1 protein-coding gene is annotated in these 544 nt (G+C 50.0%); it reads right to left on the bottom strand.

The annotated features are described in order from the left end of the window. Window positions 1–18: 18 nt before the first annotated feature. The coding region (locus K0039_RS24825) for an MlaD family protein (RefSeq protein ID WP_228106787.1) at window positions 19–544 on the bottom strand (526 nt) is incomplete at its 5' end.

Raw genomic sequence — 544 nt, 5'->3', positions numbered from 1 at the left:
TACATCATCAACACCACCTCAGGCCGTCGTGCGATTGAAGACTCCCGCGTGATTCGTCGCAGTGCGCTGCAATATAAAGTGCATTACGACACCACCCTGAACGGCGGCTTTGCCACCGCGATGGCGCTGAATGCCGATGCGACTGAAAAAGTAATTTCGGTGCAGGAAATGCACGCACAGATCAAATAATAGCGTGTCATGGCAGATATTTTTCATCCGGGTTATTGCAGGCGTATTTGGAAAGAAATCGAGATCAACATACAGTGCACCAGTGACCAGGTTTCCGGTTTTCAGCGATCCGCGTAAACCACGTTTCAACAATTCGCCAAGGTGCTCAACAACATCCGCATTTTCGCCAAGCTGCATTTTCAGCCGCTCTGGCTCGATACGAATCAGTACCGGAATACGGTAATCATCGTTAAATGTCTGACGCATATTCGGCGCAAAGAATGGCACTTTGCTTACGGTACCCAGGCGAATACCCCGGAACTCTACCGGAGCTCCCGGTTGCAGACCGCGTACCGAATCTTTAAAGAACATCAGA

The sequence above is a fragment of the Terrisporobacter mayombei genome, from assembly GCF_020748465.1.
Taxonomy (GTDB): Bacteria; Bacillota; Clostridia; order Peptostreptococcales; family Peptostreptococcaceae; genus Terrisporobacter; species Terrisporobacter mayombei.
This window is presented reverse-complemented; position numbering and strand designations above follow the sequence as displayed.